This window comes from Deinococcus taeanensis (assembly GCF_020229735.1).
Lineage (GTDB): Bacteria > Deinococcota > Deinococci > Deinococcales > Deinococcaceae > Deinococcus > Deinococcus taeanensis.
Map to the genome: position 1 here is coordinate 779,196 of NZ_CP083455.1, position 25,829 is coordinate 805,024.

The 25,829-nt window shown below is 69.9% G+C and carries 30 protein-coding genes; 23 read left to right on the top strand and 7 right to left on the bottom strand.

Translation table 11 applies throughout. The annotated features are described in order from the left end of the window. The first annotated feature begins 162 nt into the window (after window positions 1–162). The 11 genes from LAJ19_RS03735 to LAJ19_RS03785 all read left to right on the top strand — a co-directional run bounded on the left by LAJ19_RS03735 (window position 163) and on the right by LAJ19_RS03785 (window position 11,098). Window positions 163–2,121 (top strand): VWA domain-containing protein, encoded by a 1,959-nt coding sequence (locus tag LAJ19_RS03735; protein ID WP_225476967.1) that lies wholly within the window; start codon window positions 163–165, stop codon window positions 2,119–2,121. 37 nt (window positions 2,122–2,158) lie between these two features. Next, window positions 2,159–2,674 (top strand): hypothetical protein, encoded by a 516-nt coding sequence (locus LAJ19_RS03740; protein WP_225476968.1) that lies wholly within the window; start codon window positions 2,159–2,161, stop codon window positions 2,672–2,674. An 88-nt stretch (window positions 2,675–2,762) separates the two neighbouring features. Then, window positions 2,763–4,055 carry a LysM peptidoglycan-binding domain-containing protein gene (locus LAJ19_RS03745; RefSeq protein WP_225476969.1) on the top strand — a complete coding sequence of 431 codons (1,293 nt, stop codon included), beginning with the start codon at window positions 2,763–2,765 and terminating at the stop codon, window positions 4,053–4,055. A gap of 67 nt (window positions 4,056–4,122) precedes the next feature. Then, window positions 4,123–4,410, top strand: a complete 288-nt coding sequence (gene rbfA, locus LAJ19_RS03750) for a 30S ribosome-binding factor RbfA (RefSeq protein ID WP_225476970.1) — start codon at window positions 4,123–4,125, stop codon at window positions 4,408–4,410. Further along, window positions 4,407–4,820 carry an acyl-CoA thioesterase gene (locus LAJ19_RS03755; protein WP_225476971.1) on the top strand — a complete coding sequence of 138 codons (414 nt, stop codon included), beginning with the start codon at window positions 4,407–4,409 and terminating at the stop codon, window positions 4,818–4,820. Before rbfA ends, LAJ19_RS03755 begins: the two co-directional genes overlap by 4 nt. Window positions 4,821–4,861: 41 nt before the next feature. Then, window positions 4,862–5,338 carry an NUDIX domain-containing protein gene (locus tag LAJ19_RS03760; protein WP_225476972.1) on the top strand — a complete coding sequence of 159 codons (477 nt, stop codon included), beginning with the start codon at window positions 4,862–4,864 and terminating at the stop codon, window positions 5,336–5,338. 6 nt (window positions 5,339–5,344) lie between these two features. Continuing rightward, a complete protein-coding gene (locus LAJ19_RS03765; protein WP_225476973.1) occupies window positions 5,345–6,784 on the top strand; it encodes a M1 family metallopeptidase in 1,440 nt (479 codons plus the stop codon). Between the two features lie 48 nt (window positions 6,785–6,832). Next, a complete protein-coding gene (locus LAJ19_RS03770; protein ID WP_225476974.1) occupies window positions 6,833–7,600 on the top strand; it encodes a BON domain-containing protein in 768 nt (255 codons plus the stop codon). Window positions 7,601–7,674: 74 nt separating this feature from the next. Beyond that, a complete protein-coding gene (locus tag LAJ19_RS03775; RefSeq protein WP_225476975.1) occupies window positions 7,675–9,417 on the top strand; it encodes a sensor histidine kinase in 1,743 nt (580 codons plus the stop codon). After that, entirely contained in the window at window positions 9,414–10,439 is a 1,026-nt protein-coding gene (locus LAJ19_RS03780) for a DUF4097 family beta strand repeat-containing protein (protein ID WP_225476976.1), read from the top strand. Before LAJ19_RS03775 ends, LAJ19_RS03780 begins: the two co-directional genes overlap by 4 nt. Further along, complete coding sequence (locus LAJ19_RS03785) at window positions 10,436–11,098, top strand: response regulator (RefSeq protein WP_225476977.1); 663 nt, start codon at window positions 10,436–10,438, stop codon at window positions 11,096–11,098. The genes LAJ19_RS03780 and LAJ19_RS03785 overlap by 4 nt, the downstream gene beginning before the upstream one ends. A 72-nt stretch (window positions 11,099–11,170) precedes the next feature. Here the strand turns inward: LAJ19_RS03785 and LAJ19_RS03790 are convergent, their stop codons facing one another. The 3 genes from LAJ19_RS03790 to LAJ19_RS03800 form a co-directional block, all read right to left on the bottom strand. Continuing rightward, window positions 11,171–11,917 carry a chlorite dismutase family protein gene (locus tag LAJ19_RS03790; RefSeq protein WP_225477956.1) on the bottom strand — a complete coding sequence of 249 codons (747 nt, stop codon included), beginning with the start codon at window positions 11,915–11,917 and terminating at the stop codon, window positions 11,171–11,173. Window positions 11,918–12,003: 86 nt separating this feature from the next. After that, window positions 12,004–13,032: an aldo/keto reductase gene (locus tag LAJ19_RS03795; protein ID WP_225476978.1), complete on the bottom strand. Its 1,029-nt coding sequence runs from the start codon at window positions 13,030–13,032 to the stop codon at window positions 12,004–12,006. A gap of 51 nt (window positions 13,033–13,083) precedes the next feature. Continuing rightward, the gene (locus LAJ19_RS03800; RefSeq protein WP_225476979.1) at window positions 13,084–13,680 is read right to left on the bottom strand and encodes a hypothetical protein; all 597 of its coding nucleotides are present in this window, start codon (window positions 13,678–13,680) and stop codon (window positions 13,084–13,086) included. Between the two features lie 27 nt (window positions 13,681–13,707). Here LAJ19_RS03800 and LAJ19_RS03805 point away from each other — a divergent pair, with 27 nt between their 5' ends. Then, window positions 13,708–14,064 carry a VOC family protein gene (locus LAJ19_RS03805; protein WP_225476980.1) on the top strand — a complete coding sequence of 119 codons (357 nt, stop codon included), beginning with the start codon at window positions 13,708–13,710 and terminating at the stop codon, window positions 14,062–14,064. 44 nt (window positions 14,065–14,108) lie between these two features. After that, entirely contained in the window at window positions 14,109–14,681 is a 573-nt protein-coding gene (locus tag LAJ19_RS03810) for an alpha/beta hydrolase (RefSeq protein WP_225476981.1), read from the top strand. A gap of 176 nt (window positions 14,682–14,857) precedes the next feature. On the opposite strand, the gene trxA is transcribed toward LAJ19_RS03810, so the two are convergent. Next, on the bottom strand, window positions 14,858–15,214 hold the full coding sequence (gene trxA, locus LAJ19_RS03815) for a thioredoxin (protein ID WP_432804235.1): 357 nt from the start codon (window positions 15,212–15,214) through the stop codon (window positions 14,858–14,860). A gap of 127 nt (window positions 15,215–15,341) precedes the next feature. On the opposite strand from trxA, the gene LAJ19_RS03820 reads away from it, so the two are divergent. The 4 genes from LAJ19_RS03820 to LAJ19_RS03835 all read left to right on the top strand — a co-directional run bounded on the left by LAJ19_RS03820 (window position 15,342) and on the right by LAJ19_RS03835 (window position 18,710). Further along, window positions 15,342–15,692: a DUF309 domain-containing protein gene (locus LAJ19_RS03820; RefSeq protein ID WP_225476983.1), complete on the top strand. Its 351-nt coding sequence runs from the start codon at window positions 15,342–15,344 to the stop codon at window positions 15,690–15,692. Between the two features lie 103 nt (window positions 15,693–15,795). Next, complete coding sequence (locus LAJ19_RS03825) at window positions 15,796–16,374, top strand: LabA-like NYN domain-containing protein (RefSeq protein WP_225476984.1); 579 nt, start codon at window positions 15,796–15,798, stop codon at window positions 16,372–16,374. Next, the gene (plsX, locus tag LAJ19_RS03830) at window positions 16,364–17,398 is read left to right on the top strand and encodes a phosphate acyltransferase PlsX (protein WP_225476985.1); all 1,035 of its coding nucleotides are present in this window, start codon (window positions 16,364–16,366) and stop codon (window positions 17,396–17,398) included. The genes LAJ19_RS03825 and plsX overlap by 11 nt, the downstream gene beginning before the upstream one ends. 127 nt (window positions 17,399–17,525) lie before the next feature. Then, window positions 17,526–18,710: a mechanosensitive ion channel family protein gene (locus tag LAJ19_RS03835; protein WP_225476986.1), complete on the top strand. Its 1,185-nt coding sequence runs from the start codon at window positions 17,526–17,528 to the stop codon at window positions 18,708–18,710. Window positions 18,711–18,730: 20 nt separating this feature from the next. Here the strand turns inward: LAJ19_RS03835 and ftsH are convergent, their stop codons facing one another. Then, entirely contained in the window at window positions 18,731–20,578 is a 1,848-nt protein-coding gene (gene ftsH, locus LAJ19_RS03840) for an ATP-dependent zinc metalloprotease FtsH (protein ID WP_225476987.1), read from the bottom strand. A gap of 84 nt (window positions 20,579–20,662) precedes the next feature. On the opposite strand from ftsH, the gene LAJ19_RS03845 reads away from it, so the two are divergent. Next, window positions 20,663–21,154 carry a DUF4384 domain-containing protein gene (locus LAJ19_RS03845; protein ID WP_225476988.1) on the top strand — a complete coding sequence of 164 codons (492 nt, stop codon included), beginning with the start codon at window positions 20,663–20,665 and terminating at the stop codon, window positions 21,152–21,154. 73 nt (window positions 21,155–21,227) lie between these two features. On the opposite strand, the gene LAJ19_RS03850 is transcribed toward LAJ19_RS03845, so the two are convergent. Continuing rightward, window positions 21,228–22,133, bottom strand: a complete 906-nt coding sequence (locus LAJ19_RS03850; protein ID WP_225476989.1) for a phosphoribosyltransferase — start codon at window positions 22,131–22,133, stop codon at window positions 21,228–21,230. Window positions 22,134–22,223: 90 nt separating this feature from the next. Between LAJ19_RS03850 and LAJ19_RS03855 the strand changes: the two genes are divergently transcribed. From LAJ19_RS03855 to LAJ19_RS03865, 3 genes are read left to right on the top strand one after another with little or no spacing between them, the layout of a single operon-like run. Next, window positions 22,224–22,556 carry a nucleotide pyrophosphohydrolase gene (locus LAJ19_RS03855; RefSeq protein WP_225476990.1) on the top strand — a complete coding sequence of 111 codons (333 nt, stop codon included), beginning with the start codon at window positions 22,224–22,226 and terminating at the stop codon, window positions 22,554–22,556. Further along, window positions 22,553–23,083, top strand: a complete 531-nt coding sequence (locus tag LAJ19_RS03860) for a YfiT family bacillithiol transferase (protein ID WP_225476991.1) — start codon at window positions 22,553–22,555, stop codon at window positions 23,081–23,083. Before LAJ19_RS03855 ends, LAJ19_RS03860 begins: the two co-directional genes overlap by 4 nt. 6 nt (window positions 23,084–23,089) lie before the next feature. Next, window positions 23,090–23,581, top strand: a complete 492-nt coding sequence (locus tag LAJ19_RS03865; RefSeq protein WP_225476992.1) for a Nudix hydrolase — start codon at window positions 23,090–23,092, stop codon at window positions 23,579–23,581. Between the two features lie 104 nt (window positions 23,582–23,685). Here LAJ19_RS03865 and era read toward each other — a convergent pair whose 3' ends face one another. After that, the gene (gene era / locus LAJ19_RS03870) at window positions 23,686–24,606 is read right to left on the bottom strand and encodes a GTPase Era (protein WP_225476993.1); all 921 of its coding nucleotides are present in this window, start codon (window positions 24,604–24,606) and stop codon (window positions 23,686–23,688) included. A gap of 118 nt (window positions 24,607–24,724) precedes the next feature. Here era and LAJ19_RS03875 point away from each other — a divergent pair, with 118 nt between their 5' ends. Further along, the gene (locus tag LAJ19_RS03875) at window positions 24,725–25,330 is read left to right on the top strand and encodes a YIP1 family protein (protein ID WP_225476994.1); all 606 of its coding nucleotides are present in this window, start codon (window positions 24,725–24,727) and stop codon (window positions 25,328–25,330) included. 73 nt (window positions 25,331–25,403) lie between these two features. Then, the gene (locus LAJ19_RS03880; RefSeq protein ID WP_225476995.1) at window positions 25,404–25,712 is read left to right on the top strand and encodes a hypothetical protein; all 309 of its coding nucleotides are present in this window, start codon (window positions 25,404–25,406) and stop codon (window positions 25,710–25,712) included. Window positions 25,713–25,829 lie beyond the last annotated feature (117 nt).

Consider the following 25,829-nt stretch of genomic DNA (forward strand, 5'->3'; position numbering starts at 1 on the left):
GGGTCAAATATTTTACGCAAATAGCGTAATAAATCACCGGATATCGCCGCAGGACTGAACCGCGAAACCACCGTGCAGGACACCAAAACCACACCGCCCTTCCGCAGGGCCCGGCCGATCATCACCCCAGCCATCTCCTGACCCGTCACAATGGTGACCCGAATGTCCCGCGCCGCCCCGCTCTCCGCCCTGCTGCTGGCCTCCGCCGCAAACGCACAGGGGGCCTCCTGCACGCCCCCGGACGCCCCGCTGCCCACCCGCACCCGTGCCGTCTTCGTCCTTGACACCAGCGGCAGCATGCGCGGCATCGGCGACGGCCGCGCCGACATCTTCAGCCGCGTCAAGACCCAGCTGAACACCTACGTCCGCGAGGTCAAGCCCGACCGCGTGGACCTCGTGACCTTCGACGCCGGACTGCGCACCCGCCGCACCTTCGAGCGCCCCGCCGGCAGCGCGGCCTGGAATGCCGCGCTGGGCGCCCTCACCGCCAACGGCAGCAACACCCACCTGTACCGCAGCCTGCGCGACGCCCTGCGCCCCCTCAGCGCCAGCAACGGCGACGTCACGCAGGTGTTCGTGCTCACCGACGGCATCGACAACGACACCCGCGCCCAAGGGCAGGCCGTCACCGCCACCGACGCCCTGAACGCCTTCACCGGCCGCGGCCCCCTCGACCGCCTCACGTACATTGCCCTGGGCACCGACATCCCCGCCGAAGCGCGCGCCGCGCTGCAGGCCAGCACCTACGCCAGTGGCCTCACCCTGCCCGTCGGGGCCGTCCCCAACCTGAACGGCCCCGGGCTGGAAGGCGGCCTGCGCGCCGTGAACGGTACGACCCTGCCCTCCCCGTTCCCGGCGGGAACGCCTCTCACCCTGGGCGTCACCCCGGACAGCGCCGGCCTGCGCCTGAACCCCCCCGCCCCGCACAGCCCCCTCCGCTTCAGCCTGCCCGCCGGCCGGCGGCCAGGCGCAGCAGCCCTGCTGTGCGCCCCACCCGTCACCGGCGAGCGCTGGACCGCGCCGCGCGCCCGGCACGTGCTGCTGCGCCTGACCGGCCAACCCCTCACCTGGCTGAATCCCGGCGCGGACCGCCGGGTGCAGGGCGGCGAGGACGTCACCCTGCGCCTGCGCGCCGCCCCCGGCCTGAACCCCGCCCAGGCCACCCTCGACGGCGTGCCCCCCGGCGTAACCGCCCGCGTGGACGCCCCCCCCGGCGCCCGCGACTTCACCGTGCGGCTGCGCGCCACGCGCCCCCAGCCAGACCTGGCCTTCACGCCCGCCCTGACCTTTCCCGGCGTGGGCCGCGTGGCGCTGCCCACCCTGACCGGCCAGCCTGGCGGCCACACTGACCCCGGCGCCGGCACCACCCGCAGCGCCACGCGCCCTCCCCCCGGCAGCACGGCCCCGCCCGTCTGGCCCTGGGCCGTGCTGCTCCCCCTGAGCGCCCTGGCCTGGGCCTTCGTGCGCCGGCGCGCGGCCCCCGTCCCGGCACGCGCCGCGCCCGTCCGGCCCTTCCTGCCGGGCGTGGAAGGCCTGGAGTACCGCGAGGACCGCACCCTGCACCTCGTCACCGCCACCGGTGAGATTGCCGGCGTGCCCACCCCGCTGGGCGGCCCGTTCGACCTGGGGCAGATGGCGCGCGTCCCCCACCTGAGCGGCCTGCGCGCCGAACAGCACCGCGACGGCCTGCGCGTTCTGCGCGTTCCACCGGACCTGGAGGTCAGCCAGGGCGCGCGGCTGATCGCCCCGGGCGACGTGATCCGCCCCGGCACCCTGCTGGGCGTCGCCGTGTCCCGCCGCGCCCGCGCGCCGCAGCCGGCCCTGGGCGGCCTCGCGGGCCTGGGCCTGCCGCTGGCGCTGCACGTCCGCGGGCAGCACCTGCAGGTGCGCGGCCCGTACGGCGAACACGCCCTGCACCTCAGCGCGCCCGTCACCGACCTGGGACTCGCCCTGCAGGCCCCGGCACTCGAAGGTCTGAGCGTCAGCGTGAGTGGCCGCGACCTGCTGCTGCTCGCCACCCCCGCCACCTTGCAACTGCGCCCCGCCGGCAGCAACGAACCCCTGCCGCCCAGCGCGCCCCTGCCCGGGCACGCTGTGATCGACTTCCTGCCTGCCCCGTAGGCCATGGGCGGCCCGGCCGGCGCGCTACGCTGCGCGCATGGAGTTTCTGCGCCTGATTCACGGGTACCAGTTCGACACGGCCGCCGCGCAACTGTTCCCCACGCCGTACGCCCTGGCCACCCTGGTGCTGTTCATCTGGAGTCTGGCCCCGGCCATCAAGGCGCACGTCGGCCGCGGCTTCATGGCGTGGCTGCGCCTCACCTGGGCCCTCACACTCATTCCCGGCGTGACGGGCGTCATCCTCGCCCTGGGCGGCGAGAAGGTCCCCAGCGCCACCCGGGCAGGCGCGGACGTGCTGCGTGAACGCTGCGGTCAGGACGGCGACCTCAGCCGGTACTGCTTCCCGGTGGATCCCAGCCGCAACTGGGAACACTCGATGTACGCCGCATTGTGCCTGCTGACCCTCTACATCATCGAGGTCCTCGTGCAGGGCCGCCTGATCAAAGCGCAGACCGCGCTGCGCCTCCTGCCCGTCGCCACGCTGTTCCTGTACGGCTGCGCGTACATGATCGGCCGGGTGGCCGTCGTGCCCGGCAGCACCCCCGGCAGTTGAAACCCACCTTCCTTCCTGACAACCGGATTAACGTCAGGTCAGCTTCACTTCACGAGCGGCCCCCCCCGCTGTGATGAGGTGTGAACCCATGCGGTTTCTGTTCCCCCTGCTTTTCCTGACCAGTCTGGGCGCCGCCCTCGCCGCCCCCGCCACGGTCACCGTCCGCGCCGGGGACACCCTCTACAAGATCGCCACCCGCGCCGGTACCACCGTCGCCAGACTCAAAGCCACCAACGGCCTGAACAGCGACATCATCCGCGTGGGTCAGGTGCTGCGCCTCAGCGGTCCCCCCACGCCGCCCGCCGCGGCCGGCACGTACACCGTGAAAGCCGGCGATACCCTCAACGGGATTGCCCGGCAGTACGGGGTGAGTGTCACCGCCCTCAAGGCCGGCAACAGCCTGCGCAGCACCGCCCTGACCATCGGCCAGCGCCTCAAACTTCCCCCCCGCACCCCCACCGCCGCGCCGCGCCCCACCACCGAAGTGCGCGTCGTGTACCGCTACGTGCGCGTGGGCCTCAGGGACACCCCGCAGGTTCTCGCGCAGCGTTACCGCCTGAACCTGGAGCAGCTCCGGCGCCTCAACGGCCTGGGCAGCTACAAACACATCGTGCCCGGCAAGAAACTCCTCGTGCCCTCCCACATGCCCGTTCCCATTCCGCCCGCCCCGCAGCGTGACCCCGTGACCTTCAAGCGCCTCAGTCCTCTGAACATCCCCGTACAGATTGCCAACGTGGACCTCCGGTGGCGCAACGTGCTGGTCACGCCCGTCCTGCCCGGCCGGGCCCTGGCCTTCAACCGCGGCGCCCGCGTCAGCGAACTCGCCCGCCAGAGCGGCGCGCGCGTCCTCGTGAACGGCAGCTACTTCCACCCGCAGTCCTACGCGCCCGCCGGGGACATCGTCACGCAGGGCCGCCTCCTCACCTGGGGCCGCATTCCCCTGGCGCTCGCCATCACCCCCGACAACCGCGCCACCATCCGCCCCAGCGCCGCCGCGCTCCTGGGCCGCCCGCTGGACAGCACCTGGACCGGCATGGAAACCGTGGTGGCCACCGGCCCCCGCATCCTCAACGGCGGGCAGGTCGTCACCCGCTACAGCACCGCCTTTCGCGACCCGGCCCTGTTCGGCCGCGCCGCCCGCAGCGCCGTGGGGCTCGTCAGCAACCGCGACCTCGTGCTCGTCAGCACCCACGCGAAACTCACCATCACCGAAATGGGCAAACTCATGACCCGCCTGGGCGTGCGCGACGCTCTGCTCCTCGACGGCGGCAGCAGCGCCGGCATCGCCTGGAACGGCCGCGCTGTGCTCGACAGCGTCCGGCGCGTCAGCTACGGCATCGGCGTGTTCACGGGATACCAGGGGCGCCGCTACGCCCGCTGACCCCTCCCCCGGGCATGCCGTAGCATGCCGGGATGCCGCTTCCTACTTTCCCGCGCGGGGTGACTGCATGAAACCCGAGCAGATCCAGGCACAACTGACCCGCGTCATCAGTGACGCCATCTCGGGCCTGCGCGACCCACGCGTGCCCATGATCGTCACCGTCGAGCGCGTCACCGTCACGGCTGACTACAGCATCGCGCGCGTCTACGTCAGCGCCATGACCGGCGACATGGACGAACTGCTCGACGCCCTGCGCGGCGCCCGCGGCCACCTGCAACGCCAGGTGGCCGAACACGTCCGGCTGCGCCGCACGCCCCTGCTTGAATTCCACAACGCCGGAGACCGCCCCCTGTGACCCCACCCCGCTGGGCCCCCACCGTGATCCGCGTCCGCTACGCCGAAACGGACGCCATGGGCGTCGTTCACCACGCCACCTACCCCGTGTGGTTCGAGGTGGCCCGCACCGACCTGATGCACGCCCTGGGCCTCCCGTACCGCGAGGTGGAAGCGCGCGGCTACTACCTGATGCTCTCCGGCCTCAACGTCGAGTACCGCCGGGCCGCCCGCTACGACAACGAACTGCACATCACCGCCCGACTCAGCAGCGTCCGCTCCCGGACCCTCACCTTCACGTACGAGGTCCACCGCGGCGACGAACTGCTCGCCACCGGAGAAACGCGGCACATCGCCACCGACCACACCTACCGCCCCGCCCGCCTGCCCGACGACCTCCTGACCCTCATGGCCGGGGCCCCGTCCACCTGAGCGCCCGGACGCTCGGGCGCCTGCGCTACACTGCGCCGCAGATGAGTCACCTCGCGCGCACCCTGCCGCTCAAACGCGCGGCGCACGTCTACCTCGTCCGCGACGGTCACCTGCTGCTCGTCGAGGAACGCATGGACGACGGCAGCATCTTCTACGGCCTGCCCGGCGGCAAGGCCCTGCCCGGCGAGACCCTCGGCGACGCCGCCGTGCGCCAGGTGCTCGTCGAGACCGGCCTGACCGTCACGGACCTGATGTTCGTCAGCCTTCTCGAAGGAGAACTCCTGACCGGCACCCGCAACGAGTGCTACGCCATCTTCGGCCGCTTCACCGCCACCTTCCACGGGGAGATCGACCCCACCGACCCTGAAGTGGTCGGCGTGAAATGGGTGCCTTTCGCGCAGGTGGAATCCCTCATCCGTTACGGCCCGCCCCCCGAAGTTGAGGAACGCAACCCCCTGATCTGGGTGCCCACCCGCGACTTCGTGCAGGGCCAGCCCCGCTCGTACTACCCCATCTGACCGCTCATGCGCCGCGCCGCCCTGCCTCTCCTGCTGAGCCTCCTGGTTCCCGGCGGGGTGGCGCCCGGCGGGGCCGGGCAGACCACCGCCCCCCCGGCCCCCACCGCCGCGTGGGGTGACTCGCTGTACCCCACCCTCGGACAGGCCGGCCTGGACGTGCAGCACTACGACCTCGCCCTGACCGTCCCCACCCCCGGCACCCCCACCCTCAGCGCAAACGTCACCCTGACCGCCCACGCCACCCGCGACCTGCCCCTCCTGAGCCTGGACTTCACCGGCCCGGCCGTCACGCGCGCCACCTGGAACGGCCAGTCCCTCCCCTTCACGCACGACCGGGCGCGCGGCAAACTCCTGCTCCGCCGGGCGCTCCCGCGCGGCGCCGCCACTACCGTCACCCTGCACTACCAGGGCGAGCCGCAAGGCCTCCCCGATCCGGTCCTGCCGCTCCGCGTCGGCTGGCAGAGCGTGCCCGGCGCCGCCGGCGCCCCCGGAGCGAACTTCGCCTTCAGCGAACCCGACGGCACCCGCAGCTTCCTGCCCGTCAACGACCACCCTGCCGACCCTGCCACCTTCACCGTGCACCTGACCGTCCCTCAGGCCCTGACGGCCGTCGCCAGCGGAGTCCAGACGTCCGACCACCCTGCGCCCGGGCAGCGCCACACCGTCACGTTCGAGCAGCGCCAGCCCATCCCCACCTACGCCCTGGCCCTGCACGTCGGCCCACTCGAACGCGTGACCGTCCCGCCCGCACCCGCCGCGCCCGGCCGGACCGTCACGCGCGCCGACTACTTCCCGCCCGGCGTGCCCGACACCGTCCGCGCGCCCTACCGCCGCACCAACGAGATGCTCCGCACCCTCCAGGACTGGTTCGGCCCCTACCCCTTCGAGACGCTCGGCGCGGTGGTCGTCACACCCGCCCTGCCCGCGCTGGAAACCGCCACGCTCTCCACCATGCCCGTCCGGTCCAGCACCGACCGCGTCGTCGTTCACGAACTCGCCCACCAGTGGTTCGGCAACGCCGTCCCCCTCGCCGACTGGGCCGACGTGTGGCTGAACGAAGGCTTCGCCACGTACGCCGAACTCCTCTGGGCCCAGGCGCAGGGCCAGGACGGCCAGAGCGTCGCGAACACCTGGTACGAGCAGCTCCGCGCCCGCGGCACCCGCCCACTCGTCGCCCGCACGCAGGAAGAAATGTTCGACCTCAGCGCCTACCAGCGCGGCGCCCTGGCCCTGCACGCCCTGCGCGCACAGGTGGGAGACCCTGCCTTCCGCGGTTTCCTGCGGGCGTACGCCGCCGCCCGCACCGCCCGGCCCACCCGCACCGCCGACCTGCTCCGCCTGACCCGCACCCGGCTGGGCGACGCCGCAGAACGCACCCTGCGGGAGTGGATTGAGCAGCCCGAACTCCCGCCCCGCCCTGAAGTTCTGGGCGGCCCGGTTCACTAAACCTGAACGCAACCCGGCGCGCGCAGCCGCGCACGCTACGCTGCCGCCATGTGGCCATTCGGGAAGAGCACCGCAGAACGAGTCAAGGACGCCTTCAACGAGCAGCCCCGGCTGAAGGACCTTGGGCTTCAGGTTCAGGAGCGTGGGGGGGCCGTCACTGTCACGGGCATGGTTCCCAACCAACGTTATCTGCCCCTTGTTCGGGTGGTGGCTGAAGGCATCAACGGGGTGAAATCCGTCGATGTCAGCGGTGTGACCTTTGAGCAGGCTGCCCAGCCAGTCACGCCTGTGGCGCCGTCTGCACCGGCCACAGTGCCCTCGGCGGATGCGGCGTCGCTGCCTGAGATTGAGCCGACCTCGCAGCCCCAGGACGTTGTTCCTGCCGGGGAGATGGACGTGGAGATCGAGGATTCGAGCCGGGTGGCGAAGGCGGTGCTGCAGGCCCTGCGAGGGAATGGTGAGCTGGCCGATGACCCGATTGACGTGCTGCAGAGCGGCAGGACCGTGATCCTGCGGGGCGTGGTGGACAGTGATCACGAGCAGCGTCTCGCAGAGAAGCTGGCGCGGGCGGTGCCTGGCGTGGCCGGTGTGGATGTCAGTGGGCTGCGCGTGGCGGCGGGCGTGAAGGAACTCGCGCGGGAGAAGGACCAGGACAGCGGGGAGACGGTGTACACCGTGAAGGCCGGGGATACGCTGTCGGCCATCGCGCAGCGGTACTACGGGGACGCCGCGGAGTACCGGAAGATTGCTCACCACAACAACATCAGCGATCCGGACCTGATCCAGGTCGGGCAGAAGCTGCGCATTCCAGGCTGAGACACTTGTGGCGTGAGGCCACTGCGCCTTTCGAGGGACGCTGAATCGGGTGAATCCTGGCTAGGCTGCGCGGCATGATGAAGGTGATGGACCCGTCACCGATCCGCGCGCCTCAGTCTGCCCGGGGTGGGCTGCTGGGTGACCTGCTGGACCTGAGCACGTACCGCGCCGCGCTGTACGTGCTGCTGTCCGTGCCGCTGGGAGGCACGGTCGCGGGCCTGCTGACGGCCGCGGTGGTGGGGGGCCTGCTGAGTCTGCCCGTCCTGGTGGGGGCCCTGCTGCTGATCGGGGCCCTGTGGCTCGTGGGGGCGCTGGGGAACCTGCAACGGGTTCTGGCGGGCATTCTGGGGCTGCGGTTCGCACGGCCGGCCGCGCCGGCGCCGCAGGCGCTGTTGCTGTGGCTGGGTGCCACCCTGGCGGACCCGGTGACGTACCGGACGCTGCTGTTTCACGTGATTCAGTTGCCGCTGGGACTGCTGTGCTGGGTGGTGCTGGGCGCGCTGCTGGCTGTGGAGGTCCTGGGACTGGGTGCGCCGTTCTGGGCGATGAACAGCGCCGTGCCGATCGTGTGGAGTGAATGGACCCTGCGGCCCGGCCCGCTGGCGGTGGCCGGACTGATGCTGGCTGGGGCAGGCGCGGTGCTGGTGAGCGCCGGGGTGCTGAACCTGATGGGCCGCATGTGGACGCGGCTGGGCGTGGCGCTGCTGTCGCTGGATGCGGGGGAGGTTGCGCGGCGCGAGGTCATTGCGCTGCGCCGGGCGGCGGGGCGCGTGGCGCTGGGTGATGACCTGCCGGCCACGCTGACGGACCTGGTGGCCCAGGCGCGGCAGGCGAGCAGCGCGCAGGCTGTGGCGCTGGTGGGGCCGGACGGTACTTTGCGCGCCCAGAGCCCGGGTCCAGGGGACGGCAGAGAGGACCTGACCGGGGCGCTGCCGCGCCTGCCGGCGGCGGGGGAGGCGAGCGTGGCTGTCCTGCCAGGCGGGGCCGTGCTGGCGGCGCTGCGGGTGACCCTGCCCGCGTCGGCGGGTGTGGATGGGGGGACGCTGCGCGCGAGGTACGCGCCCGGCGTGCGGCCGTCCGGGGAGGAACTGGCGTTCCTGCTGTCGATTGCTGATCACGCGGGGACCGCCCTGCATGCGGCGCAGCTGATCGAGCGGGCGGGGGCGCGCGCCGGCGAGCTGGAACGCGCCCGGCTGGCGCGGGAACTGCATGACAGTGTGGCGCAGGCGCTGTACGGCATCACGCTGGGCGCCAAGACGGCCCGCGCGACGCTGGAGCGCGATCCGGAACGCACCCGGCAGAGCCTGGAGTACACGATTCGTCTGGCGGAAGGGGGCGTGTCGGAGATGAAGGCGCTGCTGTTCAGCCTGCGGCCTGACGCGCTGGAGGAGGGGGGGCTGGTGGCGGCCCTGACGCAGCATGCGCACGCGTTGGAGGCCCGGCACGGCCTGAACGTGCAGGCGGACCTGCCGGCCGAACCGGCGCTGACGCCGGACGCGCAGGCGGCCGCGTACCGGGTGGCGCAGGAGGCGCTGCACAACGTCGTGAAGCACGCGCGCGCCCGGACGGTCTGGTTGCGCGTGGCGCAGCACGGGCCGGTCGTGACGCTGGAAGTGCGTGACGATGGGCGCGGCTTTGACCCGGACGCCCAGGGGCGAGGCACGCTGGGGCAGCGCAGTATGCGGGAACGCGCGGCCGGCGCAGGTGGCACGTTGACGGTCCGCAGCGCGCCCGGTGGGGGCACGCAGGTGGTCCTGACCCTGCCGCGCCTGAACCCGGCAGAGACCGGCGCGCCTCTGGACCGGAGCGGCGCATGACCAGCCTTCCGCCGTCCCGGCCGCTGGCGCCCACCCTGCAGCGCATGGCGCTGGGCCTGGGCTTGTCGGCGCTGGGCGCCACGCTGTTCTGGCAGGGTGCCCCCCGCAGTCTCACGCCTGGGATGAGCGTGCAGGACACGCCGCTGAGTGTTCCGTTGGACGGTCCGCTGCCGCTGGACCTGGCCAGCAGCGCCGCCCTGACGCTGGAGGGGGACCGGGTGGATGTCACGGTGGCGCCACTGGAGCCCGGCAGCGCGCAGGTGGTGCGCGGGCGCGCCCACCACCGCGCCCGCAACGCCATTCAGGCGGACGTGGCGCGCGACGGCCGCCGCGTGACCGCCCGCGTGGCCCTGTCGGTGCAGCCCATCAACGCCGGTGTGATCCTGAACGGTCCTGAAGGCGTGCAGCACACGCTGGACTTGGCGCTGACCCGCCGGATTCCCCTGGCGCTGACGGCGAGCACCACCAGCGGCATGCAGATCCTGGACCTGACGCCCCTGCGGGTGCAGAACCTGACGCTGCGCAGCGTGAGCGGCGACCTGGCCCTGACCCTGCCGCAGCGGGAGACCGGGCCGGTGAGCGTCACGACCGGAAGCGGGCAGGTGAGTGTGACCGGGCCGGCCGGGAGCGTCCCGGCGGCGCTGCGCGTCAATACCCGCAGTGGCAGTCAGGCCCTGCATCTCGCCGGCGCCCGCACCCGGGACCTGAGTGTCGGCAGTGACAGCGGGGACGTGCGCCTGACGCTGCCGGGCGTGTCCGGGCGCGCGAGCGTCACAACCGGGAGTGGGAATGTCACGGTGACGGCCCTGCCCGGCACGCGCGGTAACCTCGACATCCGCACGCAGAGCGGTCAGGTGACGCTGCGTATTCCCCCGACCCTCAGCGCCCGCATCCGCTTCACGGACCGCGCGACCCTCACCCTGCCGCGCGGCGCCCGGCCCGATCCCAGCCCGGCACTCGACGTGTTCGTGGACGCGCCGCGCAGCAGTTTCACCCTGCCTGACCTGGAGGACACCCCATGACCCATCCTGATCTCCGTTCCGTTCGCGTGCTGCTTGTCGATGATCACGCCGTGGTCCGCCAGGGCCTTCGCCTCTTTCTGGGCCTGGACCCGCTGATCGACGTGATCGGCGAGGCCGCCAACGGCGAGGAGGCCCTGCACGCCGCGCAGACCCTGCGCCCGGAGGTGATCATCATGGACCTGATGATGCCAGTAATGGACGGCATCACCGCCACCCGCACCCTCAAGCGGCAGCACCCGGACATGGAGGTGATTGCCCTGACCAGCACCCTGGAGGAACACAAAGTGAACGGCGCCATTGAGGCCGGCGCCATCTCGTACATGCTCAAGGACGCCAGCAGCGACACCCTGGCGGACGCCATTCATGCCGCGGCCCGGGGGGAAGTGCGCCTGCACCCGGAAGCAGCCCGGCGTCTGGTGCGGGACTTCCGGGGCGGTGAGATGCGCGAGAGCCTCACGCCGAAGGAAACCATTGTCCTGCAACTGCTGGCGCACGGGTACAGCAACAAGGACATCGCGGCGGATCAGGGCGTCAGCGAAGCCACGGTGAAGACGCACGTGTCGCGCCTGCTCAGCAAACTTGGCCTGGACAGCCGCACCCAGGCGGCGCTGTACGCCCTGAAACACGGCATTGCCACGCTGGACGGCGTGGACGTCTAGGCGAGGCCGGACCGTGAAACGAGGAGTGGAGAGGCAGTGAATGCCTCTCCCTCTCGTTGGTCCGGTGGGGAGTCAGCCCAGGTCGTTCAGGGTGTCCGCCAGGTCCTTTTTCACGCAGGTGAACATAGGCGTGTCCTGCAGCGTGTAGTTGCTGGCCTCGGTGTAGCGCAGGCGGTGCACGAGGTCCACGAATTCCTGCGGATGGTCACTGTCGAAACTCACGACGAATTCCTGGTCGTCGATGCCGTAGGAGTAACTTGTGTTGATGCGCACGCCCTTGAATGGCCCTGACGCGTAGATGTGCTCGTCCATCATGCCCTGGCGGGACTGCGGGGTCAGGTCGTACCACGCCCGGGTCTTCACGAACGGGTAGATGAACAGAAACTGCCCCTGGCCCGGCAGAATCTCCAGGCCGTGCCCGCTGCCCTCCACGCGGTTGACGTACTGGCTGCGTTTGTTCATGGATACGAAGTTGTACGGCTGCGTGAGGTAGCCCATCAGGCGCGTGCGGTTCAGCCGGGCCTGCGCCTCCTGAAAGTCCCGCACGTCGAACGCAATGCGCCACAGCATGAAGTCCACGTCGGCGCGGACGCCCACCAGCGAGTACGGCCGCTGGATCAGGCCCTTTTCTGCCGGGGCGTCCTCCGTCCAGCCGGTCGCGGCGGCCAGGAACTCGGCTTTCAGTTCGTCGCGTTCGGCCTGGGGCAGGCGCCGGAAAGCGGGGTCCAATTTAAAGAACGCGTAGTTCAGGAACTGCCGGTTGGCGCGGTCCGGTTCCCGCTGCGTGACCTGCCCGCTCGGGTCAAGGTCCACCATCATTTTGGGGCGTCCACCGGCGGCGCCGGGGCGGCCGGCCGGGGCACCTTCGGGCTGCTGCGCGCCGGGGGCGGCCTGTTCGTGCTCGCTCACTGCGCCACCTCCTGACCGCGCAGGTCGTGCGTGAACCCGAAGTTCACGCGGTACATGGCCTGGATCTGCTCGTACTCCTCGCCGGTCAGGGGCGCGGCGCTGAAGGTTGCGGTGTACTCGCGCAGGCCCTCTTCGGAGTAGATGTTCGGCAGGATGCTGGCCATGGCGGGCGAGCGCAGCGTGAACTGAAGGGCCAGCTGTCCGATGGTCCGGTCCTGGCCGTCCACCACCGCTTCCCGCAGCTGCTCGACCTTCTTCAGGCCGTCTTCCATCCAGGCCTTCCGGCGGGCGTTGGTCGTCAGGCGCCAGTTGCGGTGATCACCGGGCTCGAACTCGGTGTCCATGCTCATGTAGCCTTCCAGCAGCCCCGACGCGTGCGGTACGCGCGCCATGACGCCCACGCCGACCTCCTCAGCGACGGGCAGGATCTGCTCTCCAAGGGCCTGTTCGAGCAGGTTGTAGATGATCTGCGTGGGGGCGCGGCGCTCGCGCACACTGGCGATCCCCTCCTCAATCTGCCGCTCGTGCTGCGCGGGCCCGAGCGCGGTGCCGTACGCCAGGATCAGCCCCTCGGTTCTGGCGCGGTCCAGTTCGGCCCACAGGTCGTCACGGAGGATGGCGTCCATGCGGGGATTGTGCAGCTGGTAGTAGTCGATGCGGTCGGTTCCCAGGCGCCTGAGGCTGCCTTCGAGCGCCCGGCGCAGGTGCGCCGGGGACCAGTCGTGGGGCCGTTCCTGCTGTCCGGGCCGGTCGGGGTGGTTGTAGATGTCGTACCCGAACTTCGTGCCGATCACGATCTGGTCGCGCACGTCACCCAGCGCCTCGCGCTGCAGCTCCTCAGCGCGCCCTGAAGCGTAGGTGTCGGCGTTGTCGAAGAACGTCACGCCCAGGTCGAAAGCCTGACGCAGCAGCCGTTTGCCCATCTGCTCGTCCTTCACGCCCCACCAGGTGGTGCCGACCGTCCACACCCCGAACCCCAGTGCGCTGACGGTCAGGTCGGTGCCCAGCAACTTGCGGTATTCCATGTTTGTCACTCTTCCACCCGGCCGCGGGGATGGATGACCCCGAACGACCGGTCAGACAGGACCGCGCTGACGGGCCGGCGTGGGAAACACCAGCCGGAAGGCCGGCACGTCCAGTGTCACCCGGGGCCGCCGCTCCAGCAGCCCCGGGTGGAACCGATCGCCGGAAATTACGCTCAGCCGGGCCTGCCGCACGCTCCCACCGGCCGAGACGGGTGTCAGCAGCCAGTCCTCCCCGCCGTGCAGGGCCGGTTGCGCCAGCGTCCGCCAGGCGAGGGGCACAACCGCCGTCGTGACCGGCAGGCGCGGCCCGCCCCCACGCACCGCCAGGTGCGCCACAAGCTGGCCGGCCTGGGTAACCCTCACCTGCTCCTTTCCGGGGGCGCCCTGCCACTCGAAGTGCGCCTTCGTCTTCGGAATGCCCCAGTTCCGCCGGCCCCACGTGACACTCTCCTGCGTACTCACCACGATGTCCGTCACGCGGGGCCGCACCCCGGCCGGACTGGGTGGCCTCAGGGCCACCCACAGCAGCTCATCGTACGGCCCGACCGGCGAGTACGCGTACCTCACCAGCATCAGCGCGCCCGGCTGGGCGCCGCCATACACGGCCACCAGCGCGCGACCACCCAGCACCCACGGCGGAGGAGACATGCCCGGCAGCGTATACCCTGAAGCGGCATGCTGAAACACGTTTCATTCCTCACACGGAACCTGAACGCGACCCTGGCGTTCTACACGCGGCTCGGCGGCACGGTCGAGAAGCAGGTCGTGACGTCCGAAGGGTACGGGCGCGCCGTCCTGCGCTTCGGTGAGGGCGCCGTGCAGTTCTTCGAGGTGCCTGGCGAGACGCCCGCCCCGCACGCCCACTGGGCGGAGCACATTGCGCTGCACGTGCGCGGCCTGCGCGACCTGCTCCCCACGCTGCGGAACGCTGGCGTGGCCGTGACCCGGGACCTGCAATCCAGCCCCGGCGGCCGCGACATGGCGTTCGTGCTTGACCCGGACGGCCGGCAGGTGGAACTGCTGGAAGCCTGAGGGCGCGGGCCCCCCGGCCCGTCGAATTCCCGTACGCTGAACGTATGACCCCGACCCTCGTGATCGTACCCGGCCTGGGCGACAGCGGCCCGGACCACTGGCAGACCCTCTGGGAACACAAGTTCAGTGCGGCCCACGTCCGCCAGGATGACCCGGATCACCCCACCCCGCAGACCTGGTCCGGGCGCCTTCAGGACGTCATCGACGCCACCCCCGGCGACCTGATCCTGGTGGGGCATTCGTGCGGCGTGCTGAACATTGTGCACTGGGCCCATCTGACCGGCGGGCACCCCCGGGTGAAAGGTGCCCTGCTCGTGGCGCCCACGGACGCCGAACAGGCCGACATGCCGGTTCTGTACCCCGCCGTCTGTGCGATGGCCCCAGTACCCCTGACGCCCCTGCCGTTCCCGGCGCTCGTCGTGGCCAGCGAGGACGATCCCTTCGCAGGGTTCGAGCGGGCGCAGGCGTTCGCGGCAGCCTGGGAGGCCGAGTTCATCTCTGCCGGTCCGGCCGGGCACATCAATGCCGCGAGCGGGCACGGCGACTGGCCGGAAGGTGAGGTGCTGCTCAGCGAGGTGCTGCACGCCTGGACCCCGCCGGACATCGTGCGTTTCTGACCCAGGGCTGCCAGAGGCCCGGGGCAGGCGTGCCCGGGGTCCGGCGACAGGCGCGACGGACACACCGCGGTGAGGGCTTGTGGTGCGCGGATTGCTGAACCGGGCGAAGCTGCACCCCGCAAGGCCACACGACGTCGCGCCCCGGGGCACACCCGGGGCGCGACTCAGGGCCGGGTTCAGACGCTGGCGGTCTCAGCAGCGTTCTGCTGGTCCACGGCGCTGTGCTTGTCGAGCAGGGCCTCGAAAGCGCGCTTCGGCTGAGCACCCACGACCCCCTCTACCGGCTGACCGTCCTTGAACAGGATCAGGGTGGGGATGCTCATCACGCGGTACTGACCCTGCGTAACGGGGTTCTCGTCAACGTTGAGTTTGCCGATCTTCACGCGGCCCTCGTACTGCCCGGCGAGTTCCTCGATGACCGGCGCGATGATGCGGCACGGGCCGCACCAGGGGGCCCAGAAGTCCACCAGGGTCAGTCCACTGGCGATTTCTTCCTTAAAGTTGCTGTCTGTCAGTTCCAGAGGCTTCATGATCCGACTATACGCCCGGGGGACACCCTGGGGATATGCCGCGTATGGGCGTCACCTCACCGGTTATTTAACCGTCGTGAGCTGCCTTTCAATTCCGGTTTCCCCGCCCGCCCGCAGTAGGGTAAGGAGCGTGAATGTAACGGCTAGCCCGGACTTCCAGCGTGGCGCCGCCCTGTTCGCCCAGGGGCAGTGGTGGGAAGCCCACGAGGCCTGGGAGGGGCTCTGGCTCACGGCGCGCGGCGACACACGCCACTTCCTGCAGGCGCTGATTCTCCTCGCGGCCGCGCTGCACAAACGCTGGCACCACGGGAGCCTCACGCACCGCAATTACGTCAAGGCCCAGCGGTACCTGAACGGCCTGCCACCCTCGTACGCCGGCGTGGACCTCGCGCGCCTGCGCGCCGACGTGTGGGCGGCGCTTCATGACACTGAGCTGCGGCCCGCCCTGCACGCTGCTCCGCCGCCGCGCCTGCCCACCTGAGCGCAGCGGCATCCGGTATCCTGCGCATGAAGGGTCCGCGCGGCCCGCGGAGCGTCCGCCGCTTCATCCCGCGAGCCGCGCGGACCTTCAGGAGACCTCAACGATGGAACGCATTGCACTCTTTATTGACGGCGCGAATGTTTACGCAGCGGCCAAACGACTCGGCTGGAATTTCGACCACCGCAAGATCCTGGAGCACTTCTCTGCGCAGGGCCGCCTGTACAACGCCTTTTACTACACGGCTGTTCCCACACCCATTGACGACAAGCAGAAACGCTTCACGGACGCCCTGACGTACATGGGGTACACCGTCCGCACGCGCCCCCTGCGGGAAAGCACCGACGAGAACGGCGACACGTACCGCCGGGCCAGCCTCGACATTGAGATCGTCACGGACCTGCTCTCCACCAGCGACCTGTACGACACGGCCGTACTGCTCACCGGCGACGGCGATTTCGAACGGCCCGTGGAAGTCCTGCGCGCCCGTGGCAAGCGGATCGTGGTGGCCAGCATCGCCGAGATGACCAGTTACGAACTGCGTAACGCCGCTGACCAGTATGTGGATTTCAAGGACATCCGCGAGCACGTGGAGCGGCCCGGTTACCGCCTGCCCAGTGAGCAGCGCGGCGCCGAGCAGCGCCCCTTCTACACCTCCGCGGCCCTGGACGGCGATGACCGCTGAGTCCCGCCCCGCCCGCCTGCCCGTCGCACTTGATGCCATGGGCGGCGATCATGGCGCCGTCCCCAACGTGGAGGGCGCCGTTCTGGCCGCCCGCGCCGGCGTGAGCGTCCTGCTCGTCGGGGAACGCGTGAAACTGCACGCCGAACTCGGCCGGCATGCGGGCAGCGCCGCCCTGCCCATCGAGGTGATAGAGGCGACCGACGTGATCGGCATGGACGAGCACGCCAGCGACGTGCGCCGGCGGACGAACGCCAGCATCAACGTCACCACCCGCCTCGTCAGGGAGGGCCGCGCCGCGGCGGCCGTCAGCATGGGCCACAGCGGCGCGACCATGGCCTCCGCGCTGCTCACGCTGGGCCGCATCCGGGGCGTGGAACGCCCCGCCATCCTGACGCACCTGCCCGCCCGCGGCGGCTTCACCACCCTTCTCGACGTGGGCGCCAACGCCGATGTGAAAGCGACGTACTACGCGCAGTGGGCGCGCCTGGCCAGCGTGTACCTGCGCGTCGTGGAAGACCGGGAGAATCCCACGGTGGGCCTGCTCTCCATTGGCGAGGAGGACCACAAGGGCAGCGCGCTGGTCCTGGAGGCCCACGCCCTTCTCCGCGGGCTGAACGGCCAGGGAATCAATTTCCACGGCAACGTGGAGGGGCGCGATATCTTCCGCAACACCACCGATATCGTGGTCACCGACGGCTTCACCGGCAACGTCGTGCTGAAACTGGCGGAGGGGGAGGCGAAGGTCCTGTTCGGCTGGGTGAAGGACGCCCTGGGCAGCAGTCTGAAAAGCAAACTGGGTGGCCTGCTCGTGCGCGGTGCCCTGCGCGGCCTCGCCGAACGCATGGACCCGAGCACGTACGGGGCCAGCCTTCTGATCGGCGTGCGGGGCCTCACGTTTATCGGGCACGGCAGCGCCGACGCCCGCGCAGTGAAAAATGCCCTGCTGCGCGCGGCCCGCGCGCACGAAGCGAACCTGATGCCGCGCCTGGAAGCGGCGTTCACAGGAAGCGCCGCGCAGGACTGACGTTCCTTTCAACAGCAGTCTGCCCATCTGACCTCAGCAGGCGACTGTTGGAGCATGGAAGCTCAGGTTTTGCAGTCTGAAGGCAGGGTTCGGCTCAACCTCATCTCCTCATGAAAGTGTGTGCCTCATGCTGCAGGAACTCAGCGTACAGATCGTCAAACCGCAGGTATGGGTCGGGTGCACCCTGACCGCCGTGGCCGCCTACGCCATCTACCGCTTCGGCCAGCTTCTCCTGCGCGCCCTGCAGCCCCACGTCCCCAGCCAACTGCTGCCCGTCCTGAAAGTTCTGTGGGCGCTGGCCGTCCTGATCAGCTGGGTGGCGGTTGCGACCGCCGTGGCGTACCTGCCCAGCGTTCCTATCCTGTTCAGCCTGGGCCGCGACATCATGGAAGGTTTCCGGCACAGCGCCGGTCAGCTCGTGGTGGTGCTCGCCATGGCCCTCATCGCGTGGAATCTCATCAGTGCCCTGGCGCACCGGATTGTCGCGGAGGAGGAATTCAACCGCCGCAGTGTGCGCGTCCAGACCCTCAAGGGCGTCGTGGAAAGCACGCTGCGCGTCACCGTGGTGCTGCTGAGCGCCATTGCCGGCCTGCAGGCGCTCGGGGTGAATGCCACCAGCCTCCTGGCCGGCGTGTCCGTGCTGGGTCTCGCCGTGGGTTTCGGCGCGCAGAGCCTCATCAAGGACGTCTTCAACGGGTTTTTCATCCTCCTGGAAGACCAGTACGGCGTGGGCGACGTCATCACCGTCAATACCGGCCAGCTGACCGGCGGCGTGGAGCGCCTCAACCTGCGCGTCACGGCCCTGCGCGCCATGGACGGCACCATGCACATCATTCCCAACGGGCAGATTCAGACCGTCAGCGTCAGCAGCAAGGACTGGTCGCGTGTGGTGGCGCAGGTGGACGTCACCTACACGGCCAATATCGACGACGCCCTGCGCGTCCTGCAGCAGGTCAGTACGGAAATCTACACCGACGAGCAGTGGCGGCACTTCTTCCTGGAAGAACCCGAGCAGCAGGGTGTGGTGCAGCTCGCCCCGGACGGCGTGACGCTGCGCGCGCTGTTCAAGGTGCAGCCCAAAAGCCAGTGGGCCATCGGGCGTGAGTTCAACCGCCGCATCAAGATTGCCATGGACGAAGCCGGCATCGAAATTCCCTTCCCGCAGCGCAGCCTGAACTTCGGCGGGGCACCCATCGAGATCAAGCTGACCCGCGAGGACAGCGGCCGTGATCCCCGCGCCGCGCAGGACCGCGAGCGGTCGCCCGTGAAACCCACCCTCACCCGCGATCCCGACGCCAACGAGCTCACCTGAACGGCGCGCCGCTGTGAGGCTTACCCGGCCAGACCGGAAGGGCGAGGCACGGCGGGTGGCAGTGGATCGAGAGTCTGCCCGTCAAGCAGGGCCGTGAATTCCTCACCGCTGAGCGTTTCGCGGGTCAGGAGCACCGTGACGATCTCATGCACCCGGTGCAGATGCTCCCCGATCAGGTGCACGGCCCGGGTGTACGCCGTGTCAATCAGGTCCTTGACCTCCGAGTCGATCTGCGAAGCGGTGCCTTCACTCATGGGGAGCATCTGCGGCCCGCCGCCCAGGAAGTTGCCCTGGTCGCTGGCCAGAGCCACCTTGCCGATGCGGTCGCTCATGCCCCACTCGGTGACCATGCGCCGCGCGATGCTCGTCGCCTGCTGGAAATCGTTCTGCGCGCCGGTGGTGATCTCGCCGAACACGACCTGCTCCGCCGCGCGGCCGGCCAGGGCCACCGCAATCATGTCTTCCAGGGCGGGGCGGGTGACGTGCAGGCGGTCGTCGGCGTCGGGCATCATGTACCCCGCCGCGCGGCCGCGCGGCACCACGGTGAGTTTCGCCACCCGGTTCGCGTGGGGGAGGAGCTGGGCGGCGAGGGCGTGACCGACCTCATGGTAGGCGGTGACCTTGCGGTCGGCCTCACGCACCACCAGCGAGCGGCGCTCCGGTCCCATCAGCACCCGGTCGCGCGCTTCCTCCACGTCCCGCCCCACGATCCGCGTGCGCCCCGAACGCGCCGCCTGCAGCGCCGCCTCGTTCAGCAGGTTCTCCAGGTCCGCGCCCACCATGCCTGCCGTGCGCCGCGCGATCACGCCCAGGTCCACGCTGGCGTCCAGCGGTTTCTTGCGCGCGTGAATGCGCAGGATCATCTCCCGGCCCCGCACGTCCGGCGCGTCCACCACCACCTGCCGGTCGAAGCGCCCCGGGCGCAGCAGCGCGGCGTCCAGCACGTCCGGGCGGTTGGTGGCGGCCAGGATGATCACCTCCTGCCCGCTGGAGAAGCCGTCCATTTCCACGAGCAGCTGGTTGAGGGTCTGCTCGCGCTCGTCGTTGCCGCCCTGCATGTTCACGCCGCGTTTGCGGCCCACCGCGTCGATCTCGTCGATGAACACGATGCACGGCGCGGACTTGCGGGCCTGTTCGAACAGGTCGCGCACGCGGGCGGCGCCCACGCCGACGAACATCTCGACGAAGTCGCTGCCGCTGATGCTGAAGTACGGCACGCGGGCCTCACCGGCGACGGCTTTGGCGAGCAGGGTCTTGCCGCTGCCGGGAGGACCGACCAGCAGCACCCCGTGGGGAATGCGGGCGCCGAGCTGGTGGTAGCGTTCCGGCTGGCGCAGGAAGTCCACGACTTCCTGCAGGTCCTGCTTGGCCTCGTCGCAGCCGGCCACGTCGTTGAACGTCAGCTTGATCTGCCCCTCGGCAATCACCGCCGCCCGCGACCGGCCGAACGCGGTGGGGTTGGCGCTGCTGGCGCCCGTGCGCATGCTGCGCCACAACACGACCAGGATCAGTCCCGTGAGCAGCAGCGGCAGCACCTGTCCCAGCCAGCCCAGCGTGGACCCACTGCCAGTCACGGTGAGCGGCACCCCGGCCTTGCGGATGCGGGTCAGGGTCGCGCCGTCCGGCGGCACAACCAGGGTCCGGACGCGAGTCCCGCTGCCGTCCGCGAGGGTCACGTTCGCCATGCCGCCGCTGCTGAGCACCACGCGCGTCACGCGCTGCTGTTCCAGATCGGCGAAGAACCGGTTGGTGGTGTACGGGCCGTCCGACGTCACGGCCGCCCGCGTGGGAGCGGCCAGCGCCGGACCCAGCGTGGCCCCCAGGCTCAGGATCAGCGTAGCCAGCAGCAGTCGGGCGGCGCGGTTCATGCCCCATCCTACGGCCACCGGGCTCCGGAACTTCGTGAGAACGGCACTCAGCTTCAGGTCAGGTCCGGGTCATAAGGTGAGCACATGCGCAAAGTACTCCTGCTTGGCACGCTTGCCCTGGGCCTCAGCGCCTGCACCGTCACCGTCCGCCCGAACGTGGGCCTCCTGGGCGCCGACAGCAACCTGATCGTGGACCTGCGCCCCGACCGGGGCGAGGGCAGCACGTACGCCGTGGGTGAAGCCGTGCGCTTCACCATCCGCACCCGCACCGCCGGGTACGTGACAATGATTGCCCTGCAGAGCAACGGGTACACCGACACCCTGGTGCGCAACGTGTACATTCCCGCCGGGGCGACCACCTTCCCCCGCGCGCAGGACGGCGTGACCTACAACCTCGCCGAACCGCGCGGCGTGCAGCGCGTCCGCGCGATCTTCACCCGGGTGCGCCCCACCACCGATCTCGTGCTGCGCGGCACGTACGACGAGGGCCGCTGGAACGCCACGAGCACCGCGTACCTGCAGCCCTACGCCACCGAGGACCGCGACGTTCAGGAAACCTACCTGTACATCCGCTGACGTCCGCCTGAGGGGCCCGCCTGACCCAGGCGGGCCCTGTTCATGCCTGGGTCAGGTGGGCCTGGCCGGACGCTCAGCCACACCAGGGCACAGGAAGTTGCCCCCGGCATTCTGGACGTCCGGACGCCGCGCCGCTCTGCCACGCGGCCATGAGACTGCGCAGTGCCGCCACGCGCAGCCCGCCCGCAGTGGCGAGTTCGGCAGCTGCGGCAGCCCGCTCGGTTCGGGTCTGCGCCAGCAGGTAAAGCGCGCGCGCCTGACCCAGGGCCTCCAGGCGGTCCGGGTGGCGTTCCGGCAGACCAGCAGGCGTATTTACCCAGCAGGCCGGCGGGTGGTGGGGCGCGACCTTGACCCCTTCCTCCGCCAGCCACTGCCAGCAGCGCCAGTCGATCAGGACGCTGCGGGTCTGCACGCCTTGAAATTGGGGCTGCGCGGACCAGCGCCACGCCCGCGGTCGTCCCGCCGCAGAGCGAAGCAGCCCGGTCACCTGCACGCGCCGCTCGATGCACTGCGGCCTGCGGGCGTCCTCACACGCCCAGTCGCGCAGCGCCCGGTGCAGGGCCGAGAACGTCCCGCCGGACGCCACCACGTCCACCAGGGCCACGCGGCGGTCTTCGCGCACCAGGACGCGTGGATTCAGCCCGGCGCTGCTGAAGAGGGGACGCAGGGTCGTTGCCTGGGCGGGGGTCAGCGTTGCATTCAGCAGGGACACGTTCAGGCCCGCGACACGCCACGTGACGTTCACGCCACGCAGCAGGCCGCTGAGATACGCGCGCAGCGGCTCCGGGGGACCGGCCGATAAACACCAGATCCCGGCCTTCCGCAGCGACGAGCACACCAGCAAGGGCGGCGCGGAGCGCCGGCAGGTGTTCGGCCGCCTGTCCGAGAGGCGCGCGCGGCAGACCCAGCCCGGCGGCACGCGCCACGTTCCACACAGGGGGCCCGGCTGATTCCAGAGGGTGAGGTGCCATGCCGTCATGCTGCGCTCCGCCTCGCAAAGCGGCATCCGCGAACCGGCGCAGCGTCACCCCGCCAAATGTCGCAGGGACCGGCCAGTATGCTGGGCCGCATGAGCCTGACCTTCGAGGATGCCAGCGCCCGCGTGGACGCCTTCATCAGCCAGTTCCGGGAAGGATACTTCCCGCCGCTGCTGATGCTGGCGCGCCTGACGGAGGAAACGGGAGAGATTGCCCGCGTGATTGCGCACCAGAACGGCAAGACGCCCAAGCCCGGTGAGGACCCCGGCGACCTGGAGATGGAACTGGCAGACCTGCTGTTCGTCACCATCTGCATGGCAAACGAACGGGGCCTGAGCCTCGAACGCGGGTTCGAGCGCATGATGACCAAGATCGAGCAGCGCGACACCACCCGCTGGACGAAAAAAACCGTGGAGGACCTGTGAGCGACCTGCGCTATCCGCTGGGACCGATGCCCACGCCCCAGAGCCTGACGCCCGTGGAGCGGATGGAGGCCCTCGGGCAGCTGTTCGCGCTGCCGGCCGACCTGTTCGAGGTGGTGCAGGGCCTGCGCGAGGACCAGCTGGCCACGCCCTACCGGGAGGGGGGCTGGACCGTCCGGCAGGTGGTGCACCACGTGGCGGAAAGCCACCTGAATGCCTTCACACGCCTGAAACTCGCCTTGACCGAGGAGAATCCCACCGTGCGCCCGTACGAGGAGGACCGCTGGGCCACCCTGCCTGATCATGACCTCGTGCCGGAAGTGAGCCTGAACCTCCTGGACGCACTGCATTCCAGGCTGGGCATGCTGTTCGCGTCCCTGAATGCGGAGCGCGGAGACTGGGCCCGGCCGTGGACGCACCCCGCGCAGGGCCGCACGTACACCGTGGATACCCTGCTCGCCATGTACGCCTGGCATGGCCGGCACCATGTGGCGCACATTCAGGGTCTGCGCGACCGGCAGGGCTGGTAGGGCGGCGTGCAGTTCGGTCCGGAATTCCATACGCCTGTCGAGCGCCGCGCGGCCGGTGTGGTGATCCTGAACAGCGCCGGGGACGTGCTGCTGATCCAGGAGCGCGGCGTGCCGGACCAGCCGCACAAGGCGGGGCTGTGGCACCTCCCCAGCGGCACGGTGGAACCCGGTGAGAACCCCCAGGATACGGCCGTGCGGGAAGCGTGGGAGGAGGCGGGTGTACGCGTCCGGCTCGTGAAGTTCCTCGCGGCGTACCTCGGCCACTTTCCGGACGGCGCGCCCGTGCTGCGCCACGCCTGGCTCGCCGAGCCGCTGACGGGCTCCACGTTCCAGCCGGCGCTGCCGGACGAGGTGCGGGCGGTCCGGTTTGTGTCCCGCACCGAATTCGATGAGCTGTACAGCGCCGGGCGCATCCGCATGCACCACACGAAGCTCTTTTACGAGGACGCCCTGCGGGAACAGTCCAGGCGGGCACGTTCTCCAGCACAGGGCGCGTGATCTGGCCCGGAGGCAGGTGGCCCGCTGCTGCCGGGGCCAGATGAAGGGGGGAGACGAACAGAGCCTCCGGCACGCATCCGGAGGCTCCGCCCTGGGGGTGGGGTTTACTCGTAGCCGAGTTCGCGCAGCGCTTCCTCGTCTTCACGCCAGCCGGGAATCACGATGACCTCCAGGCCCAGGTACACCTTGCGGCTCAGGAAGACTTCAAGCTGCTTGCGGGCCGCCTGACCAATTTCTTTGAGCTGCTTGCCGCCCGCGCCGATCACCATGCCCTTATGGGCATTCTTCTCCACAACGATCTCGCCTTCGATGCGCTGCAGGCCGTCCTCGCGTTCCGTCCAGCGGTTCACGCGGGTGGCGACAGCGTAGGGCAGCTCATCGCGAAGTTTTTTCATGGCTTCCTCGCGGATGATCTCCGCGGCCCACTGTTCCCGGGACTGATCGCTGGCGCTGCCCTGCGGGAAGAAGAACGGGTTTTCGGGCAGTATGTCCAGCAACTGCTCACGCAGGGTGGCCACGGCGTTCGGATTGTTCTGCGCGCTCAGCATGATCTCGTTGAAGCCTGCGTCGCGGCCGTCGAGCAGAGCGCGGTACAGCTTCATCGCTTCGTCCGGGTACTTCGCAGCGTCGGTCTTGTTGCCCACCAGGAACAGCGGGCGGTTCAGGTCCCGCACCTGCCGCGCCACGAGGTTGTCCTCGTCGGTGGGCGGGTGGCGCAGATCCACGACCCACACGATGACGTCCACGTCGGCCAGGGCGCTGTGCACCTCATGGTTCATGTACTTGCCGAGCGCGTCCTTGGCTTTATGCAGCCCTGGGGTGTCCACGAAGACCACCTGCCGGGCGCCGCTGGTATAAATGCCACGCACGCCGCGCCGCGTGGTCTGTGGGCGGGGACTGGTGGGGGCCACCTTGGTGCCCAGGAAGGAGTTCAGGAGGGTGCTTTTGCCGACGTTGGGCTTGCCCACAATGGCTACGAAGCCGGAGTGGGTCTGCTCGCCGGAGGTCTGGGAGAATTCCGTCATCAGGGGTATTGTGGCACGCCCCGGCGCTGGCAATCGTGCCCGCCACCCGCCGGGAGATGAAGAGCAGATGAACGCTGGTGGGGGCAACTTCCCCCCGGCAGTCCACGTACTGCCAGACATGAGAAACCCAGTGACCAGCGGCCCCCAGAGCAGCGTTCAGGACATGTTTGCCCAGAGCGTCGCGGTCCTCAGCCGCCCCAGCCCCGCCACGTTCGAACGCTTCGAGCGGCGCGGCACCATCACCAGCGCCCTGACATACGTCATGATCGCGGCCGTCGTGTCCGCCGTGATCGCGGCGCTCTTCGCCCTGCTGCACCCCGACGTGACCTTCTTCGGGCAGCTGTTCACCCGCCTGATCCTTGTGCCCGTCGGCTTCCTTGTGTTCACAGGGGCCGTGTACCTGATCGGCCGCAGCCTCTTCCGCGGCACCGGCACCTACCCGGAGGTCGCGTACTCCTTCGCCCTGTTCTACGTGCCCCTCAGCATCGTCAGCACCCTCATCGGCGTGATCCCCGTGCTGGGCTGGCTGGTGATGTTCATCATCAGCCTCGCCATGGTGTACTTCGGATTTATGGCCGTGCAGAGCAGCATGAACCTGCGTGACCAGACCCAGGCGGTCATCACGCTGATCCTGGCCTGGATCGCGCAGCTGGTCGTCGCCGGCGTGATCGGCGCACTCTTCGCCAGCATGTTCGCCGTGGGCCGCGCCGTCACCGGCAGCTGACCCGCTGCGGCCACAGGGGCGCCGCGCCCCTCGCCTGTGTCCTCCCCCCGGTGCCCCCCAGGTACACTGCCCCATGACCCAAGGCACCCCCATCACCCCGGACGACCGCGCCCGCCTGGACCAGGTGTTCATGCAGGTTGTGCTTGACGTGCAGGCCCAGGCCCAGCAGACCGCGCCCGCCCAGGCCGGCAATCTGGCCGCCATGTTCCACAAGGAAACCGTCAGTGACGCCCTCCAGGGCTGCGCCATGCTGATCGCCGGCTGGAACCAGGGGCGCGTGGACACCCCTGGCCTGACCCGGACCGCCAAGGCCCTCCGGGCCCTCAACCTCCCGGACCTCGCCGCCCGCATCGAGAAGCTCAAGCACATTGCCGACGCCTGACACGCACCCTGACCAGAGGCGCCTGTCTGCCTGTGTCCTAGACCGCCGTGCCCGGGTCCCCCGCCGCAGGACTACACTTCACCCATGACTGCCCGCGGCTTTTTTTATTGGTTCGGT

What these genes read in the sequence shown, in the direction of transcription:
- LAJ19_RS03875 (WP_225476994.1), top strand. Translation starts at nt 24,725, where the DNA reads ATGAGAAACCCAGTGACCAGCGGCCCCCAGAGCAGCGTTCAGGACATG.
- ftsH (WP_225476987.1), bottom strand. Translation starts at nt 20,578, where the DNA reads ATGAACCGCGCCGCCCGACTGCTGCTGGCTACGCTGATCCTGAGCCTG.
- LAJ19_RS03850 (WP_225476989.1), bottom strand. Translation starts at nt 22,133, where the DNA reads ATGACGGCATGGCACCTCACCCTCTGGAATCAGCCGGGCCCCCTGTGT.
- rbfA (WP_225476970.1), top strand. Translation starts at nt 4,123, where the DNA reads ATGAAACCCGAGCAGATCCAGGCACAACTGACCCGCGTCATCAGTGAC.
- plsX (WP_225476985.1), top strand. Translation starts at nt 16,364, where the DNA reads ATGACCGCTGAGTCCCGCCCCGCCCGCCTGCCCGTCGCACTTGATGCC.
- LAJ19_RS03775 (WP_225476975.1), top strand. Translation starts at nt 7,675, where the DNA reads ATGATGAAGGTGATGGACCCGTCACCGATCCGCGCGCCTCAGTCTGCC.
- LAJ19_RS03800 (WP_225476979.1), bottom strand. Translation starts at nt 13,680, where the DNA reads ATGTCTCCTCCGCCGTGGGTGCTGGGTGGTCGCGCGCTGGTGGCCGTG.
- LAJ19_RS03810 (WP_225476981.1), top strand. Translation starts at nt 14,109, where the DNA reads ATGACCCCGACCCTCGTGATCGTACCCGGCCTGGGCGACAGCGGCCCG.
- LAJ19_RS03845 (WP_225476988.1), top strand. Translation starts at nt 20,663, where the DNA reads ATGCGCAAAGTACTCCTGCTTGGCACGCTTGCCCTGGGCCTCAGCGCC.
- LAJ19_RS03785 (WP_225476977.1), top strand. Translation starts at nt 10,436, where the DNA reads ATGACCCATCCTGATCTCCGTTCCGTTCGCGTGCTGCTTGTCGATGAT.
- LAJ19_RS03735 (WP_225476967.1), top strand. Translation starts at nt 163, where the DNA reads ATGTCCCGCGCCGCCCCGCTCTCCGCCCTGCTGCTGGCCTCCGCCGCA.
- era (WP_225476993.1), bottom strand. Translation starts at nt 24,606, where the DNA reads ATGACGGAATTCTCCCAGACCTCCGGCGAGCAGACCCACTCCGGCTTC.
- LAJ19_RS03825 (WP_225476984.1), top strand. Translation starts at nt 15,796, where the DNA reads ATGGAACGCATTGCACTCTTTATTGACGGCGCGAATGTTTACGCAGCG.
- LAJ19_RS03795 (WP_225476978.1), bottom strand. Translation starts at nt 13,032, where the DNA reads ATGGAATACCGCAAGTTGCTGGGCACCGACCTGACCGTCAGCGCACTG.
- LAJ19_RS03790 (WP_225477956.1), bottom strand. Translation starts at nt 11,917, where the DNA reads ATGATGGTGGACCTTGACCCGAGCGGGCAGGTCACGCAGCGGGAACCG.
- LAJ19_RS03740 (WP_225476968.1), top strand. Translation starts at nt 2,159, where the DNA reads ATGGAGTTTCTGCGCCTGATTCACGGGTACCAGTTCGACACGGCCGCC.
- LAJ19_RS03760 (WP_225476972.1), top strand. Translation starts at nt 4,862, where the DNA reads ATGAGTCACCTCGCGCGCACCCTGCCGCTCAAACGCGCGGCGCACGTC.
- LAJ19_RS03880 (WP_225476995.1), top strand. Translation starts at nt 25,404, where the DNA reads ATGACCCAAGGCACCCCCATCACCCCGGACGACCGCGCCCGCCTGGAC.
- LAJ19_RS03745 (WP_225476969.1), top strand. Translation starts at nt 2,763, where the DNA reads ATGCGGTTTCTGTTCCCCCTGCTTTTCCTGACCAGTCTGGGCGCCGCC.
- LAJ19_RS03765 (WP_225476973.1), top strand. Translation starts at nt 5,345, where the DNA reads ATGCGCCGCGCCGCCCTGCCTCTCCTGCTGAGCCTCCTGGTTCCCGGC.
- LAJ19_RS03835 (WP_225476986.1), top strand. Translation starts at nt 17,526, where the DNA reads ATGCTGCAGGAACTCAGCGTACAGATCGTCAAACCGCAGGTATGGGTC.
- LAJ19_RS03855 (WP_225476990.1), top strand. Translation starts at nt 22,224, where the DNA reads ATGAGCCTGACCTTCGAGGATGCCAGCGCCCGCGTGGACGCCTTCATC.
- LAJ19_RS03805 (WP_225476980.1), top strand. Translation starts at nt 13,708, where the DNA reads ATGCTGAAACACGTTTCATTCCTCACACGGAACCTGAACGCGACCCTG.
- LAJ19_RS03780 (WP_225476976.1), top strand. Translation starts at nt 9,414, where the DNA reads ATGACCAGCCTTCCGCCGTCCCGGCCGCTGGCGCCCACCCTGCAGCGC.
- LAJ19_RS03770 (WP_225476974.1), top strand. Translation starts at nt 6,833, where the DNA reads ATGTGGCCATTCGGGAAGAGCACCGCAGAACGAGTCAAGGACGCCTTC.